The organism is [Phormidium] sp. LEGE 05292, assembly GCF_015207735.1.
GTDB lineage: Bacteria > Cyanobacteriota > Cyanobacteriia > Cyanobacteriales > Aerosakkonemataceae > Floridanema.
On the sequence record NZ_JADEWG010000004.1, the window covers coordinates 32,092 to 47,096 of the forward strand.

A 15,005-nucleotide genomic window follows, 5' to 3' on the forward strand; every position below is an offset into this window, starting at 1 on the left:
CAATTTTTGATTAACAAAATATGCGAAAACTTTTACTGGCATTATGCTTGGGATTATCACTTTTGGTTTTACCGACTTTGCTCATCAATTCTATGCCAGTAATGGCGGCTTCTTTAAGTTCGGAAACCGTGAGAGCGGAGGTTGATTTAGAGGATGCGATCGCAAATTTCCTCACTTCCATCCCTAATAACTATTACACAATTCAGCAACTAGACAAACTCAAAAGTATTGTCAACAACAAAAATGCTTTATTAGTTGATGTTCGAGAACCATCAGAATTCAATTCTGGTCATATCCCAGGTGCGATTAATATTCCCTTGCGAACTTTAACTCAAAATCTGGATAAAATTCCCCAGAATCGTCCTGTAATTCTCTATTGTACAACTGGGTATCGTACTGCTATGGGAGTTATGTCTTTAAAAATGTTGGGATATCACAATGTTTCCGGTTTTCCTCCTAGTATTCAAGGTTGGAAAGCAGCAGGAGAACCTCTAGAAAAATAGGATTTGCTCATCGAAGGGGTATTCCTGAAGAACTTTCGGGAACACTTTGGATGGTTGCTGAAAATTTAATGGGAAGTTCGCTATCTTCGGGGCCAAAATTTTCAAAACCTGGGACTAATGGCGGCGCAGAAAAAACTTCTAAATAACCCGGAGTGGGCAAAAAACTAGCAAAATATGGACTCACAAAATTTCCCCCAACGGTGGAGTAACCGAAACCATCACCAGTTAATTGTTGCGGATTAAGGCTAATCAAATTGTCTACATTAAAAGGTTCGTTTCCTGGTATTGGTAATCCGGCAGGAAAAAGACCCGTAATTTTTTCACCATTTCGTTGACCCGTAATTCCAGTAATCAGGTAATAACCTAAATTGTCTGGAGTATCCTCAGTAATGAAAGTACCACTTGCCGTTATATTGCTACCATAATAATTCCAGTCCCAAATCAAAGCATAAGCGGATTGTACTGAACAAAAAAACAGTCCAACAGTTGTAATCAGACTAGTTGCAGTTAGAAAGTATAACTTTTTCATGGGTGCGCTTATGATGAAAGGATAAAGTTAAGTATTTGACATTTGTATTTTATTTTTAAAAAATTTACTGCTTCCTGATGACGCTTGTCAAGGTGATTCACATTAAACAACACTTGATACCCAGATCCCCCATAATTTATTACCTTTGTTGTTTAAGTTACCTTGTTCAGTCACTAGCCGCAAATAAAGCTGTACCACTTCCTGCGAAGGGATCTAAAATTTTCCCCTCAGTAATTCCATATTTTTGTAATAAATACTCTACCAGCGATGCTGAGAATGCTTCTTTGTATTTGTACCATCGATAAATAGGTCTAATTTTGTTAGCTTGAAAGCTAACTAGAGGACGGGTAAGTGAGGGCTGAATTACAAATTTACTTTTAAAATGCTCAAGTAATTGCCTATCAAGCTTGTCAATTTCTCCTAGACTCTGGTTTTCTAATTGGGAAAGAGAATCGGAAACACTTGCTAGGTTTGACACTGCTATATATCCCTGAAAATTAAACGGGTTTGATTAGTTAAATCCCCTACATGATAAATTAGATTTACGTTCGTCGCAAGCAGCTTACACAAGAAATGATATTATGCCTTTGCATCTAAAATTAACCTTAACCATTCTGCAATCTAAAATCCCAAATTGAATGACTGTATTTCCTTACGACCAATTTGCTAAAGACTATCTCAAAGAATTGTTATCACCATTAGGAGAAGTAGAAACAAGTCGTAATATTGCTGGTGAAGTTCGAGAAATTGATGTTTGGTTTGCACCAAGGGCGGAAGTTGTCAATGCAACAGAATTGGGATTGCTAGGACGCTTGGCGACAACCGCAGCGATTTTTGAACCTTACCGCAATGCTATCAACTTGGGTGATGTTCGTAGCTGTATGGGCAAATTGTTTGATGTTTTTGCTTTTTTAGAACGTCAAGCAAGACGAAATAATACCCGTGTAGAAGAAACAGATTTACCATCACTTTGGATAATTTCTCCCACAGCATCAGAGTCGCTTTTGGCAGGTTTTGCCGCTACACTTGATGTAGATAACTGGGGCAGCGGAGTTTATTTTCTTCCGGCACATTTGAAAACGGGAATTGTGGTGATTCACCAATTACCGCCAACCCCGGAAACACTTTGGTTACGACTTTTAGGCAAAGGGAGAGTGCAGCAACAAGCAATTGATGAATTAGCAATCCTTCCAGAAAATGACCCTTTGCGAATTGTGGTGTTGGAGTTATTAAGTAACCTCAAGACTATATTAGAAGTAAGCCAAAATTTAGCACCAGAGGAGGAAGATTTAATTATGCGGTTGTCACCACTTTACGAACAACGTTTAGCTGAAGCTACTCAGCAAGGTATTGAGCAAGGTATTGAGCAAGGTATTGAGCGGGGTATTGAGCGGGGTATTGAGCAAGGTATTGGGCAAGGTGTTCACCAGGGACAGCGAATTTTTGTGGAAAATTTGTTGAGGGCGAAATTTGGAGAATTGGATGAGGAACTAACGGCGATTATTGAACCTTTGTTGGCTTTACCTCTGACAGATTCAACTGCTTTGTTGTTGCAATTATCCAATTTGTCTCGCGAGGAATTGTTAGCTAGATTTAATTAGGTTTTGTAGGGTGGTCAGATATTAAAGTTCTTAAAATTACGTCTGACTAACCCCTTTTTTCCTTTTCTTCAAAGAACGATCGCTAAAACTAAAACACCTGCAACTTAACTATGCCATCTTTTCCAGAGAAGAAGTTCAGCAATAAAATTTTTTCTGATTCCAGCGATTTAGCCAAATCTACGCTCACAATTTCTCTAATTGTTCCTGTGCTTAATGGCGGGGAAAACTTTCGTCAATGTTTGCAGAGTGTGAGTAAAGTAGCGGAGAAATTATCCGAGATTATCGTAATTGATGATGGCTCAACAGATGATTCGGGAAAGTTAGCCGCAGAGTTGGGTGCTAAGGTGATTACTTTTCCTGCTCCTGGTGGCCCTGCCCGTGCTAGAAACAAAGGGGCGGAAGTTGCTCGAGGGGATATTTTATTTTTTATTGATGCCGATGTCACGCTGACGGTAGAGACGATCGATCGCTTAATCACAGCATTTTCCCATTCTCCCAATCTCGATGCCTTAATTGGCTCTTATGATGATAGCCCTGGCGCATCTAACTTTCTCTCCCAATACAAAAACCTATTTCATCACTACACCCATCAAACTTCGTCTGAGGAAGCATCGACCTTTTGGGGTGCTTGTGGCGCGGTGCGACGGGACGCATTTTGGGCGGTGGGGGGATTTGATGAACGCTATCGCTACCCCTCGGTGGAAGACATTGAGTTAGGGTATCGGTTGAAACAGGCTGGCTGTAGAATTAAGCTCGATAAAACTGTTCAGGTAAAACATTTGAAGGATTGGCGAGTTGTCTCTTTACTCCGGGCAGAGATTTTTTACCGGGCGATTCCTTGGACAGAGTTGCTTTGGCGCGATCGACAATTCTCCAATGACCTGAATTTAAAGAACTCCAGCCGTCTGAGTTTAATTTTGACTTACTTGCTGGTAATTTGCCTGATGGGGGGCTGGTGGTGGTCAATCTTGTGCTTAGTTGGTCTAGGAGTTAGTCTTGCCTTGTTGCTACTCAATTTACCTGTGTATCGTTTTTTTCTGCAAAAACGAGGCATACTATTCACATTTGGGGTAATTCCCTGGCATTGGTTGTATTTCTTTTATGGAGGATTAGCATTTGTGATTGGCACAATTCGCTATCACCTGTACCATAGGCTGAAAATACATTAAATTCAGGAGGAAAGGAACTGAAAAGCAAAAGCAGGGAACGGCCAAAAGAATCAATACAATAGCTGGAAGCATTGCCTGTTATTGCGTTACGAAGTTCCTTTTTTGTGGTTTAATCGCTGTCTTAAGCAGTTTAATTGTGGAGTGAGCAGTGGAACATAGTCCCGTTATAGTTATTGGTGCTGGGCCTGCTGGCTTGACGGCAGCTTACGAGTTGATGAAGCGAGGTACTCGCTCGATCGTTCTCGAACAAGCAGATAAAGTTGGTGGCATCTCCCGTACAGAAACTTACAAAGGTTATCGTTTTGATATTGGTGGACATCGATTTTTCACCAAAGTCGATGAAGTCCAACATTTCTGGCAGGAAATTTTGGGCAAAGAATTTATTAAAGTTCCTCGAATGTCACGCATTTATTATCAGGGAAAGTTCTACAATTATCCCTTGTCTTTAATAAATACTTTATCTAATTTGGGAGTTGCGCCCAGTGCCTTGATTTTAATGAGTTATCTCCAAGCAAGACTCAAAGTTAAACTAAATCCTGGGCAGGAAGCAGAAACTTTTGAAGAATGGGTAACAGAACGTTTTGGAGAACGTTTATATCGAATGTTCTTTAAAACTTATACGGAAAAAGTTTGGGGAATTCCTTGTAGTAAAATTCGGGCAGATTGGGCAGCACAACGCATTCAAGGAATGTCGCTGAAAGGTGCAGTAATTAATGCTTTATTTGGCTCTCAAAATGCTAAAAGTTTAATCAAAGAATTTGATTATCCGATTTTAGGCCCAGGAATGATGTGGGAACGCTGCCAAGAAAAGTTGGAAACTCACGGAATTCCAGTTCATTTAAATACAAGCGTAACTCGGATTGAACGAGTGGGAATGCGAATTAAGCGAGTGATTGCGCGTCAGGGCGATCGCACTTTGGAATTAAACGCCAATAACTTTATTTCGACTATGCCTGTGTCTGCATTGCTGCGCTGTCTCGATCCCTTACCACCAAAAGAAGTTTTGCAAGCAGCACAAAGCCTCAAATATCGGGATTTTCTCATTGTGTCGCTGATTATTAATCGAGAAAAATTGTTTCCCGATAATTGGATTTATGTTCACAGTCCAGAATTCAAAGTTGGTCGGATTCAAAACTTCAAAAATTGGAGTCCAGCTATGGTTCCAGATCCTAGCAAAACTTGTTTAGGAATGGAATATTTTTGCAGTGTTGGCGAAGAATTGTGGCAAATGTCAGATGCAGATTTGATTAAACTGGCAAGCCAAGAAGCGATCGCACTCAAAATCGGTGTAAAACCTGGAGATGTAGAAGATGGAGTGGTGATTCGTCAGCGCAAAGCTTATCCAGTTTATGATGCTGAATATCGCCAACATTTACAGGTGATTCAAGATTATTTAGAAGCTTTTGACAACCTGCAAACAGTTGGACGCAACGGAATGCACCGCTACAACAATCAAGATCATTCGATGTTAACGGCGATGTTAGCTGTACGCAATTTGTTTGGCGAAAATCACGACCTTTGGACAGTTAATACAGAGCGTTCTTATCATGAAGAATTCACTGTTGAAGATCAAAAAAGTGCTACAAAACTGTCATCAGTGTTTCGTTCTTCAAATAGCGATCGTCCAAAAGCTGCGATTCAGTAGACTGGGGATTGGGTACGTTCGGCTGATCGCTCACGTCGAAGCCTGGGGACTGGCGATCGGGAAAGAAACTTTTTCATCCCGGTCGTCATTATGTCTCTGGCAAAACTCAATAATTCATCTGTGTGCATCTTTGTTTATCTGTGGACATCTGTGGTAAAAAATCCGAGGTTATGTCACAAATAGAAGTTTCTGAAAAAGCCAAATTACCAAGTTTCTCAATTATTGTAGAAACGGAAAACTTAGCGAGTGCAGAACTCGAAGGATTATATCTTTCTTTGGATTCGATCGCCTCTCAAGATATATCTCCTGAATTAGCCAAAGAAGTTTTGATTTTGGAAAGTGGAGATGTTCCTCAAGAAATGATGGAACAACTTACTAACAAATATCCTTGGTTAAGTATGCGTCGGATTACAGCAGATGTTGATTACTATGCTGCCAAAATGACAGGTGTTTCGTTAACCACTGGAGATGTAATTGTTTTAGCTGATTCTGATTGTATTTATCAGCAAAATTGGTTACGTAATTTGCTCGCACCTTTTGCTGAGGATAATAATGTTAATGTGGTGGCAGGTGAAACTACAACTTCAGCTAGAGGTGCTTACGGATTGGCGATCGCACTAACCTACATTTTCCCCCGCTTTTCTCACAGCAACAACTTGGAAAAAACCCAATATTATTTCTGTAATAATGTGGCTTTCCGTCGTTCATTTCTTTTAAAATATCCGATTCCCTTAAATCTACCTGTTTGTCGAGGCAATTGTGTAATTCACGCTAATTATTTGATTAAGCAAGGGGAAACAATTTGGAAACAACCAAAATCCCGCGCTTCTCATGCTGCACCTAATGGTAAAGCACACTTTGTTTGGCGATTCTTGTTATATGGATATGATGCTTTGCAAATTTATCGCTTAAAACGAACAGAAAAGAAAACAATTTTTCAGCCAATCTTAGATTTATTTATCAGCTTGGCATTGGGATTATATAAGGTTATGATAGCGGGAAAAAGGTTGATTGATGTGGCGATCGAAAACCCACGCTATTTGTTGAATTTACCGATCGCTATTTTCATCGCTTTAAGTTCTCTGTTACTGTATTTTGTTGGGTTAGCAATTAGTTATTTCAAACCTAACTATTTCCTTTCCAAAGAAGGCAAAGTCGAAGTTAATTGGGAACATTCTTGAGAGATTGGGAATTTATGAAACCGCTCCAGACGCAGAGGACACAGAGGAAGAGAAGAGAGAGTTTATGGATAGGAATTTGTCTAGTGTCCCTGAGTCTGCTAAAAATTCTGGGTCGTCTGGTCGTTTGGCAACGGGAACAATTCAGGTTTTTCTGGCAGAGGCGTTATTGTTGCCTACTGGACTTTTAACAGCGGCTTTTTTAACCCGCCAGTTAGGGCCAGACAGTTACGGTTTGTTTTTGTTAGCAACTACTTTAGTTTCTTGGATTGGTTGGAGTATTACTTCGGCTTTTACACGCACTACAATTAAGTTTATTGGAGAAGTTGAAGATTGGCAACCTGTGGCAACTACGGTGTTGCAATTACATCTTTTTTTGGGTCTTTCTGTTTCTGTTATTCTGTGGTTTATTGCCGATACGGTGGCAAATGCTTTAGGTGAACCCCACATGAATAATTACTTGCGATTGTTCATGTTTGAAGTGCCGATTTTTTGTGTTACTTATGTGCATCGTAGTGTTTTAGTTGGTTTGGGTAAGTATTCAGAAAGGGCGATCGCAACTGCTACTCGTTGGCTGACCAAAATGATATTAACCATTGCTTTAGTTGCAGCAGGTTTATCAATTTGGGGGGCAATTATTGGGAGTTTGATTTCGGCGTTAATTGAGCTTTTTGTCTGTCGGTTGTATGTGCGTCCACCGATGTTAAAGCGATCGACTTTCCCAATGCAGAAACTCTGGGGTTATGCAATACCTCTATTTTTATTAGCTATCTGTTTGCGCCTTTATGACAAACTCGATTTATTTATGTTGAAGTTGTTAGGAGGAACCGCAGCTGACGCAGGTTATTACGGAACAGCAGAAAATCTTTCTCTAATTCCTGCTGTATTTACCCTGGCATTTGTACCTTTACTTCTATCAACTCTTACCCGTCTTTTGCGGGAAAAAGAGTTAAAAAAAGCAAAAGAAATTAGCAAAAATGCTATGCGCTTAGTGTTGTTATTATTACCATTCGCAGGCTTAGCTGCTGGTGCATCTTCCGAAATTATTAAACTACTTTTCAGTGCTACGTTTTTACCTGCTGCACCGATATTTTCTATATTAATTTTTGCCGCAATAGCAATGGCAATGATTTCGATTACAACTGCTATTCTCACTGCTGCAAGTAAACCGAATTGGACGATCGCACTCACTGGCCCAATGGTACCATTAGCGATCGCTTTTAACTTATGGATGATTCCCAAATTTGGCTCATTAGGAGCAGCAATAGTTACAATTACTGTGTCTAGTTTAGGTGCATTAGCAACAATCTTAGCTGTCTACTATCTCTGGAAAATTTTCCCTTCCTTCCTCTCTTTTGGACGTAGTTTACTCATCTGTGGGTTAGTTTATGGATTAGCAAGTATTTGGGAAACTCCGGGTTGGTTGCTGATTTTCAAGCTTTTGATTTTGGGGTTGTTAATTATACTAAGTATGCTAGTGTTAAGGGAATTTAGCGCCCGCGAAATTGCCTCTGTGAGATTATACCTATTACGAATTGCCCAGAGAATCGGCTCTCAAAAGATTAGCTAAGAAAATTGTTGAAAATCACTAATTATCGATCGTGATGAGACTAACTTGTTTGGTTATATGATAAAGTAGTAATACTATAAATTGTAGTTCTAGACTCAATTACAGATTTTATGCCGAAACAATCCTTGGATAAGTCACCAACATTGACACAACCAACCGAAGATTGCCAAATCTCTAAGCTTTCTCCTGTTACCTTGGCTTATGTAGCTGACTTTTTCAAGGTGCTGTCGGAAGTCAGTCGATTACAGATAGTCTGCTGTCTCAAATCAGGGGAAAAAAATGTTACCCAAATTATGGAAGCAACTGGTTTAGGACAAGCAAATGTTTCCAAACATTTGAAGTTGTTAGCACAAGCGGGAATTGTCACTCGTACCCAGGTAGGAGTAAGTGTTTATTACCAAATTGCTAATCCTTTCCTGTTTGAACTATGCGACTTAGTTTGTGATTCTTTATTATCTAAATTTGAGAAGCAAAACGAGCAATTACAACAGCTAAAAATTCTCCAAGGAATTGCTTAGATTAATCTAGGTTTAGAGTGGATTCTTGCGTCTGCGATCGATAAAAAATGAAACTAATTAATCAGCAGAAAACATAGAAAGGGTAAAGGTTTCTGAAAAATCTTTACCCTTATTAATTGGGGAAACGGTGCGTTACGCTGCGCTAACGCACCCTACAGCTAGTTAGTTGTGAGGACTTTAGTCCTTCTTCCAGTGCATAAATTTAATATAATCGCCTTCAAATCTTTCTCCTTTCAGCATTCGATGCCAATAAATCCAAGGTAAAGCAGTTGTCTTCATCTTCCACATAATCCAACGTTCCTTAGCAGGATTTAAAGGGAAACTAGAAACAATTTTGGCATTATAACCATCAAATTCTGCCATAATTGTGCGGTTATAACCAGTAATTACAGGACAGCAAGTGTAGCCATCATAGTTGTGCGTTAATGGTTTCTCCCCGATAAAAGCTAATAGATTTTCTGCTACAACTACTGCTTGATTACGCGCAGATGCTGCGGTTTTAGAAGTTGGTAAAGAAGAAGCATCTCCTAAACTAAACACATTGGAATATTGATTGTGCTGTAGTGTATATTTATCTACGTCTACCCAGCCATAAACATTATCTGGTGCGGCTAAAAAACTTTGTTTAATAAAGTCAGGTGCGCTTTGGGGGGGAGTGACATGAATCATATCGTAATTGTAGATAACTTCGTCGATAATATTGCCGTTATCATCATAAATGTCGAAAACTGCTGCTTTGATTTCTGCTTTAATTTCTTTGAGATTATGACGAAACTTTACTTCTATTTCTCTTTTTTTGATGACCTTATCTAACAGTGCCGCATATTCTGGTACAGCAAACATTCTATTTCCAGGTGTTAGAAACTTGACGTTTGTGCGCTGACGTACTCCTGATTTGCTGCGAAAAGCGTCATCCGCCATGTACATAACTTTTTGCGGTGCGCCTCCACATTTAATCGGAGTATTGGGAACGGTAAATAAAGCATTTCCACCGGAAAAATTACGGATTAATTCCCAAGTATATGGTGCATAACGAGAAGAATAGTTACTAGTAACCCCGTTTTTACCGATCGCTTCTTTCAGTCCTTTAATTAAATGCCAATCAATCTGAATTCCCGGACAAACTATCAGATAATCATACTCAATTTGAATTCCTCCTTGAGTAATAATCACATTGCGATCGGGATCTAATTTAACAACTCGATCTTTAATCCAAGTGCTTCCTTTGGGAATAACATCTTGTTGATTTCTCACTGTATCCTCAATTTTAAATACTCCTCCTCCTGTAAGTGTCCAACCAGGTTGGTAATAATGCTTATCTGATGGATCGACGATCGCAATATCTAAGGATCTGTTCCTTTTCAAAAGTAAAGAAGTTACCGTAATTCCAGCAGCACCACCGCCAATAACTACAATTTGGTGGTGAACTGTGTTGATGATACTGGGGTTGGTGGACGAGGCTGGCGCGTGAATTACCATGTTTAAATTTTTCGTGTGAGAAGTTTTACTAATTGCTGAACAAAGAAAGGGCTGGGACAGGTTGAGTAAATATACTTAACCGAGAAGCAATTATTTTTTATTGCTCTTGCCAAGGCACAAAAACTATATTACTATATGACAATATAAGTTACAAGCCACAATACAAGTTGCTATACAACTTTTTTCTCTAGGTTCAAAAGCTGAAATTTTCCCACAGGAGCTAGAAATATGCTATTTCGCCAATTGTATGACAATGAAACTAGTACTTATACTTATTTAATTGCTGACGAAAAGACTAAAGAAGCAGTTTTAGTCGATCCAGTAATTGAACAAGTAGAACGCGACTTAAAGTTAATTCAAGAATTAGGACTCACCTTGCGTCATTGTTTGGAAACGCACATTCACGCTGACCATATTACCGGAACAGGTAAACTGCGGGAACTGACAAATTGTGAAGGAATTGTACCAGAAAATGCACAAGCTGCTTGTGCAAATCGCTTTATTAAAGATGGAGAAGTATTAAAAGTAGGTGATATTGAAATTAAGGCGATCGCGACTTTAGGACACACCGATAGTCATAACTCATACTTAGTAAATCAAAATATCTTGCTCACCGGAGATTCGCTATTTATTCGTGGTTGTGGACGCACAGATTTTCAAAGTGGCGACCCAGGTTTAATGTACGATCATGTAACTCAAAAATTATTTACTCTCCCCGACGAAACATTAGTTTATCCTGGTCACGACTACAGAGGACATAGTATTTCTACCATTGGCGAAGAAAAGAAATACAATCCCAGATTTGTTGGTAAAGATCGGGCAAGTTTTATTGAACAAATGAACAACCTTAACCTTCCCGATCCCAAGAAAATTGCGGAAGCTGTACCAGCAAATCAAAAATGCGGAAGTGTTCCCGCAATGGTGTAAAATTAAGCAATCAAAAAATTTTAGATTTAACAAAAATCATGGCAGACTTTAATTGGTTAACTGCCCTATTTGGTGGCGTACTTATTGGGAGTAGCGCCACTCTCTTGCTGGCATTTAACGGACGAATTGCCGGAATTAGTGGCATGATTAATGGTGCAATTACTTTTAGCAAACAAGAGAATTGGCGTTGGATATTTATCTTGGGAATGTTGTTAGGTGGTATCTTTTACGAATATGTATTAGCGCCTCAACCCACTCCCAAATCTACATTTGCGCCTTTAGCAATGATAATTGGTGGTTTACTCGTTGGCTTTGGTACCAGAATGGGTAGCGGTTGCACTAGTGGTCATGGAGTCTGTGGATTAGGTAGATTATCAATTCGTTCTTTAGTGGCGGTTTTGACATTTCTAACTACCGCTATTGTCACAGTTTTTATTGTGCGTCATGTGCTGCGATTAAGTTTTTGATATAAAGTAAAAAGATGAAAGAACAATTGACAATTTTACTTTCAGGATTGCTGTTTGGTTTAGGTCTAGGATTATCACAAATGATCGATCGCGATCGCGTACTAGGCTTTCTCGATGTAACAGGTGTTTGGGACCCAACATTGTTATTTGTATTAGGTGGAGCCGTAACTGTAACAGTAATTGCCTTTCGATTTATTCTGTCTCGTTCCCAACCAATATTAGCTAACGATTTTCATTTACCAACTAAGAAAGATATTGATAAACCTTTAATTATTGGTGCTATTATTTTCGGGATTGGTTGGGGAATCGCCGGATATTGTCCTGGCCCTGGAATTACAGCTTTAGTATTAGGAATTTGGAATCCAATTCTGTTTATGATTGCCTTTATTGTCGGTTCATTGGCTTATAAATGGTACCCAAAATAAGGTATTTCTGAATTTGGTAATAAGAATGAAAAACAATCTTTCCCAGTACCCAATCCCCTTAATTTAATTGCAGGTTTGATAAAAAAATGATGATGCAAATAGAACGATCGCAAACCCAACCCTGGCTAGAAAAATGGAGCCGATTTTTTCCAATTTTAGATTGGGGTTTACACTATCAAAAACAACATTTAGCTGGTGATATAACCGCCGGAATTATTGTTGGTAGCGTGCTAGTTCCGCAAGCAATGGCTTATGCTTTATTAGCAGGTTTACCACCGGAAATAGGTTTATATGCAAGTATTGCACCGCCAATTGTTTATGCGTTTCTTGGCACTAGTCGTTTAATTTCCGTTGCTCCTGTAGCATTAGATTCGCTGATGACTGGTGCAGCAATTGCTCCCTTAGCTGCTACCCTAGCTACTGAAAATACTCCTGAATATTTAAAAGTATATTTAGGGTTAGCATTGTTGTTAGCACTAATGATTGGTGTAATTGACATCATTTTAGGAGTATTTCGTTTAGGATTCCTGGTAAATTTCCTCAGTCAAGCAGTCATTTCCGGTTTTATTAGTGCAGCAGCAATTATCATTGCTTTTAGTCAAGTTAAACACTTACTCGGACTAAAAATTCCCCAGACAGAATCCTTTATTCAGTTGCTAGGTTATTTAATCCAAGGAATTAGTGCAATCAACTGGGTGACATTCACTTTAGGTGTAACTAGCATTTTAGTCTTAGTTTATTTACCGAAAATTTTGGGTAAACAACTCAAAAAAAGAGGATGGCATGAATCAACAATTATACCAATTACTAAAAGTGCGCCTCTCCTGATAGTAATTATCGGTTCACTGTTAGTTTGGTTGTTGCACTTGGAGCAAACTGCTGGAGTGAAAGTTGTCGGTAATATTCCCCAAGGTTTACCTTCTTTGAGTTTCCCTAATTTGGATATAAATTCTATTTCTACATTAGTACCAGCCGCTTTTGCTATTAGCTTTGTAGGTTTCATGGAAGCTTATTCAGTTGGTAAGTTTTTGGCAAGTAAACGACGACAAAAAGTTGATGCTAACCAAGAATTCATTGCTTTGGGTGCTGCGAATATTAGTGCATCTCTAACAGGAGGATATCCCGTTACTGGAGGTGTAAGTCGATCGAGTGTAAACTTCTCTGCTAATGCTAATACTCCCTTGGCTTCTATTATTACAGCGGTCATCATTGCATTAACTGTAATGTTTCTTACGCCGTTGTTTTATTACTTACCCCAAGCTTGTTTAGCAGCAATTATTGTGATGGCGGTTTCGAGTCTTTTAGATTTTGGAACGCTGAAACGCTTGTGGGTTTATAATCGCGGAGATGCGATCGCATGGTTAACCGCATTTTTTGCCGTCTTAATCACTAGTGTAGAAAAAGGCATTTTGGTAGGTGCTGCTGTATCAATTGTCTTGCATTTATGGCGCACCAGTAAACCTCATATTGCTGTCGTCGGTAGAGTAGGAGACACTGAGCATTTTCGCAATGTTCTACGGTATAATGTGAAAACTTGCCCTCATGTATTAGCCGTTCGGGTTGACGCTAGTCTTTACTTCGTTAACACTAAATATCTCGAAGATTACGTGCTTAAAACAGTAACCGATCGCCCCGAAGTCAAAAATTTATTACTAGTTTGTAGTGCTGTTAATTCAATTGATGGCAGTGCCTTGGAAACATTAAAAGGGTTAATTGCTGACTTAAAAACCAGAGGAATCGAGTTTTATATGTCTGAAGTCAAAGGCCCAGTAATGGATAAGTTGCTAACAGTTGGATTTGTAGAGCAGTTAGGCAAAGACCATATTTTTCTCACTACCGATCGAGCAATGAAAACATTAGACACCAGAACTGGAGACTGGGAAATATAGCATTCTTCTGCCATATTATTCTTAACTAATAATGTAGAGACGTTATATATAACGTCTCTACATTATGCGTAATCAAGCAGACATGATATTAACTCAAGTTGCTAGTTACAAGTCTGCTCTTTCTTAGCCCCCCTTGTTAAGGGGGGTTGGGGGGATCAAAACCTAGTAATCACAGCGTAAGATCCCCCCTCCGCCCCCCTTAACAAGGGGGGAACCAGCGGAAGCTTCGCTATTAACATCACGGGGGAACCGGAAAGAATTAATCACTAGCAACTGGCATTATTAACTAATTCGAGAACGCGATATTCCACACCTGTATCAAAAATTCTGGTACCTCCACCTTCGGCGATCGTTTGTCGTAATGCTTCTGCATTTGTTACCGCTACACCTGCTAAATAATCAATTCCCATATCTGCTAATTCTGGCAACCAAGGAACAGTCGGGCCCATTAATACTAATTTGGCATTTTGTGATAACTCTACTAAACGGGGAAAAGTCTTATTAACGATCGATGTTGCTGTCAAAAACACCCAATCTGCTTCCGGTAAAAGATACTCGCAAGCGGGGTCGGGAAAATCTTGACCGCTTGGTTGACGTTCGATAACCGAGATTTCTGTATCCTGTTCATACTGCGATAGTCCGGGGTAGCGTCCAATCACAACTACTTGTTTTCCCCGAATTAAGGGCAAAAAATGTTCAAAAACAGCGAGATTTGCCGAATTTTTAGGTGAAAGTGGCTCTGCTTTCTCCAAAAGCGGCGAATTTGTATTAATTACCGCATTAATCGCTGCCATAGCAATGGTAGCTTGATAACTGTCCCAAGAGTACAGCCAAGGAGCTAAATTTGCGATCGCTTGATTTACCAATGTCCCCGACCAAGGCAATGTGCGAGTCGCTTGACCCGGACTCATACATAATCCTATGCCATTGGCGCGGCAAAAAGTCCAAGTTAACCCGATAATAATCTCCTCTACAAGCGCGGTTGTCTGACTTGATTCCAACAACAAGTTATAAATTTCTCGTGGATGTATCTTCATAGAAAATAACCAAAAATCATCAAACTTTTTTCCATCTCTTTCCGCTTCAGGTAAAGATTCTTTACACT

At 39.5% G+C, this 15,005-nt stretch carries 15 protein-coding genes; 11 read left to right on the forward strand and 4 right to left on the reverse strand.

Features of this window, described 5'->3' with window-relative positions:
* The first annotated feature begins 20 nt into the window (after window positions 1-20).
* Window positions 21-503 carry a rhodanese-like domain-containing protein gene (locus IQ264_RS02565; RefSeq protein WP_193978289.1) on the forward strand — a complete coding sequence of 161 codons (483 nt, stop codon included), beginning with the start codon at window positions 21-23 and terminating at the stop codon, window positions 501-503.
* Window positions 504-510: 7 nt separating this feature from the next.
* On the opposite strand, the gene IQ264_RS02570 is transcribed toward IQ264_RS02565, so the two are convergent.
* Both IQ264_RS02570 and IQ264_RS02575 read right to left on the reverse strand, forming a co-directional pair.
* The gene (locus IQ264_RS02570) at window positions 511-1,032 is read right to left on the reverse strand and encodes a PEP-CTERM sorting domain-containing protein (RefSeq protein WP_193978291.1); all 522 of its coding nucleotides are present in this window, start codon (window positions 1,030-1,032) and stop codon (window positions 511-513) included.
* 166 nt (window positions 1,033-1,198) lie between these two features.
* Complete coding sequence (locus tag IQ264_RS02575; RefSeq protein ID WP_193978293.1) at window positions 1,199-1,510, reverse strand: site-specific DNA-methyltransferase; 312 nt, start codon at window positions 1,508-1,510, stop codon at window positions 1,199-1,201.
* A 160-nt stretch (window positions 1,511-1,670) separates the two neighbouring features.
* Between IQ264_RS02575 and IQ264_RS02580 the strand changes: the two genes are divergently transcribed.
* From IQ264_RS02580 to IQ264_RS02605, 6 genes are all read left to right on the forward strand, one after another.
* Window positions 1,671-2,633: a hypothetical protein gene (locus tag IQ264_RS02580; protein WP_193978295.1), complete on the forward strand. Its 963-nt coding sequence runs from the start codon at window positions 1,671-1,673 to the stop codon at window positions 2,631-2,633.
* 110 nt (window positions 2,634-2,743) lie between these two features.
* A complete protein-coding gene (locus IQ264_RS02585; protein ID WP_193978297.1) occupies window positions 2,744-3,802 on the forward strand; it encodes a glycosyltransferase family 2 protein in 1,059 nt (352 codons plus the stop codon).
* Window positions 3,803-3,950: 148 nt separating this feature from the next.
* Window positions 3,951-5,447 carry an NAD(P)/FAD-dependent oxidoreductase gene (locus tag IQ264_RS02590; protein WP_193978299.1) on the forward strand — a complete coding sequence of 499 codons (1,497 nt, stop codon included), beginning with the start codon at window positions 3,951-3,953 and terminating at the stop codon, window positions 5,445-5,447.
* Window positions 5,448-5,617: 170 nt separating this feature from the next.
* Window positions 5,618-6,628: a glycosyltransferase gene (locus IQ264_RS02595; RefSeq protein WP_193978301.1), complete on the forward strand. Its 1,011-nt coding sequence runs from the start codon at window positions 5,618-5,620 to the stop codon at window positions 6,626-6,628.
* A 64-nt stretch (window positions 6,629-6,692) separates the two neighbouring features.
* Window positions 6,693-8,195, forward strand: coding sequence for an oligosaccharide flippase family protein (locus IQ264_RS02600; protein ID WP_193978303.1), 1,503 nt, complete (start codon window positions 6,693-6,695; stop codon window positions 8,193-8,195).
* Between the two features lie 110 nt (window positions 8,196-8,305).
* Window positions 8,306-8,713 (forward strand): ArsR/SmtB family transcription factor, encoded by a 408-nt coding sequence (locus IQ264_RS02605; protein WP_193978305.1) that lies wholly within the window; start codon window positions 8,306-8,308, stop codon window positions 8,711-8,713.
* A gap of 177 nt (window positions 8,714-8,890) precedes the next feature.
* On the opposite strand, the gene IQ264_RS02610 is transcribed toward IQ264_RS02605, so the two are convergent.
* Window positions 8,891-10,192 carry an NAD(P)/FAD-dependent oxidoreductase gene (locus tag IQ264_RS02610; protein WP_193978307.1) on the reverse strand — a complete coding sequence of 434 codons (1,302 nt, stop codon included), beginning with the start codon at window positions 10,190-10,192 and terminating at the stop codon, window positions 8,891-8,893.
* Window positions 10,193-10,420: 228 nt separating this feature from the next.
* On the opposite strand from IQ264_RS02610, the gene IQ264_RS02615 reads away from it, so the two are divergent.
* The 4 genes from IQ264_RS02615 (at window position 10,421) to IQ264_RS02630 (ending at window position 13,900) form a co-directional block, all read left to right on the forward strand.
* Window positions 10,421-11,119: an MBL fold metallo-hydrolase gene (locus IQ264_RS02615; RefSeq protein WP_193978309.1), complete on the forward strand. Its 699-nt coding sequence runs from the start codon at window positions 10,421-10,423 to the stop codon at window positions 11,117-11,119.
* 38 nt (window positions 11,120-11,157) lie between these two features.
* Window positions 11,158-11,586, forward strand: a complete 429-nt coding sequence (locus IQ264_RS02620; RefSeq protein ID WP_193978351.1) for a YeeE/YedE family protein — start codon at window positions 11,158-11,160, stop codon at window positions 11,584-11,586.
* Window positions 11,587-11,600: 14 nt separating this feature from the next.
* On the forward strand, window positions 11,601-12,011 hold the full coding sequence (locus IQ264_RS02625) for a DUF6691 family protein (protein WP_193978310.1): 411 nt from the start codon (window positions 11,601-11,603) through the stop codon (window positions 12,009-12,011).
* An 86-nt stretch (window positions 12,012-12,097) separates the two neighbouring features.
* Complete coding sequence (locus tag IQ264_RS02630; RefSeq protein ID WP_193978312.1) at window positions 12,098-13,900, forward strand: SulP family inorganic anion transporter; 1,803 nt, start codon at window positions 12,098-12,100, stop codon at window positions 13,898-13,900.
* Between the two features lie 266 nt (window positions 13,901-14,166).
* Here IQ264_RS02630 and IQ264_RS02635 read toward each other — a convergent pair whose 3' ends face one another.
* On the reverse strand, window positions 14,167-14,937 hold the full coding sequence (locus tag IQ264_RS02635; RefSeq protein WP_193978314.1) for a DUF364 domain-containing protein: 771 nt from the start codon (window positions 14,935-14,937) through the stop codon (window positions 14,167-14,169).
* Window positions 14,938-15,005 lie beyond the last annotated feature (68 nt).

Excerpts from the sequence above, each read along its gene's own strand:
- IQ264_RS02565 (WP_193978289.1), top strand. The coding sequence starts at position 21 with ATGCGAAAACTTTTACTGGCATTATGCTTGGGATTATCACTTTTGGTT.
- IQ264_RS02570 (WP_193978291.1), bottom strand. The coding sequence starts at position 1,032 with ATGAAAAAGTTATACTTTCTAACTGCAACTAGTCTGATTACAACTGTT.
- IQ264_RS02580 (WP_193978295.1), top strand. The coding sequence starts at position 1,671 with ATGACTGTATTTCCTTACGACCAATTTGCTAAAGACTATCTCAAAGAA.
- IQ264_RS02585 (WP_193978297.1), top strand. The coding sequence starts at position 2,744 with ATGCCATCTTTTCCAGAGAAGAAGTTCAGCAATAAAATTTTTTCTGAT.
- IQ264_RS02595 (WP_193978301.1), top strand. The coding sequence starts at position 5,618 with ATGTCACAAATAGAAGTTTCTGAAAAAGCCAAATTACCAAGTTTCTCA.
- IQ264_RS02600 (WP_193978303.1), top strand. The coding sequence starts at position 6,693 with ATGGATAGGAATTTGTCTAGTGTCCCTGAGTCTGCTAAAAATTCTGGG.
- IQ264_RS02605 (WP_193978305.1), top strand. The coding sequence starts at position 8,306 with ATGCCGAAACAATCCTTGGATAAGTCACCAACATTGACACAACCAACC.
- IQ264_RS02610 (WP_193978307.1), bottom strand. The coding sequence starts at position 10,192 with ATGGTAATTCACGCGCCAGCCTCGTCCACCAACCCCAGTATCATCAAC.
- IQ264_RS02615 (WP_193978309.1), top strand. The coding sequence starts at position 10,421 with ATGCTATTTCGCCAATTGTATGACAATGAAACTAGTACTTATACTTAT.
- IQ264_RS02620 (WP_193978351.1), top strand. The coding sequence starts at position 11,158 with ATGGCAGACTTTAATTGGTTAACTGCCCTATTTGGTGGCGTACTTATT.
- IQ264_RS02625 (WP_193978310.1), top strand. The coding sequence starts at position 11,601 with ATGAAAGAACAATTGACAATTTTACTTTCAGGATTGCTGTTTGGTTTA.
- IQ264_RS02630 (WP_193978312.1), top strand. The coding sequence starts at position 12,098 with ATGATGATGCAAATAGAACGATCGCAAACCCAACCCTGGCTAGAAAAA.
- IQ264_RS02635 (WP_193978314.1), bottom strand. The coding sequence starts at position 14,937 with ATGAAGATACATCCACGAGAAATTTATAACTTGTTGTTGGAATCAAGT.